This window comes from Microcystis sp. T1-4 (assembly GCF_000297435.1).
Lineage (GTDB): Bacteria > Cyanobacteriota > Cyanobacteriia > Cyanobacteriales > Microcystaceae > Microcystis.
Genome location: NZ_CAIP01000365.1, coordinates 1 through 619, shown reverse-complemented (window position 1 = coordinate 619; position 619 = coordinate 1). Strand labels below are relative to the sequence as shown.

The 619-nt window shown below is 37.8% G+C and carries 1 protein-coding gene; it reads left to right on the top strand.

Annotated elements, in window-relative coordinates; all coding sequences use genetic code 11:
• Nucleotides 1-619 (top strand): RNA-guided endonuclease InsQ/TnpB family protein (locus tag MICAI_RS17305; protein WP_039900460.1); only part of this gene is annotated, 619 nt, incomplete at both ends.

The window sequence follows — 619 nt, the reverse complement described above, 5'->3', positions numbered from 1 at the left end:
TTACAAACAGCTTTCACTAATTTCTTTGCTGGTCGTACTAAGTATCCTAACTTTAAGAAAAAACATCAGGGAGGAAGTGCCGAATTTACCAAATCAGCCTTTAAATTTAAAGACAAACAAATCTATTTAGCCAAATGCACAGAACCTTTACCTATTCGATGGTCAAGACAAATACCAGAAAGCGGTGAACCAAGTACAGTAACAGTCAGATTACATCCATCAGGACGTTGGCATATCTCAATTAGATTTGATGACCCAACGATTAAGCCATTACCAGTAACAGATAAAGCCATCGGAATTGACTTAGGAATTAGTAGCCTTGTGATTACCAGCGATGGTGACAAAGTATCTAATCCTAAGCATTTTAAGAAACATTATCGGAGACTGCGAAAGGCACAAAAAAGCCTTTCTAGAAAACAGAAAGACTCAAAGAATCGAGAAAAGGCAAAAATCAAAGTAGCCAGAATTCACGCCCAAATCACCGATAGTAGAAAAGACCATCTACACAAGCTAACCACTCAATTAGTCCGTGAAAACCAAACGATTGTGGTTGAGAATTTAGCCGTCAAGAATATGGTCAAAAACCCGAAATTATCTCAGGCAATATCTGATGTAAGCT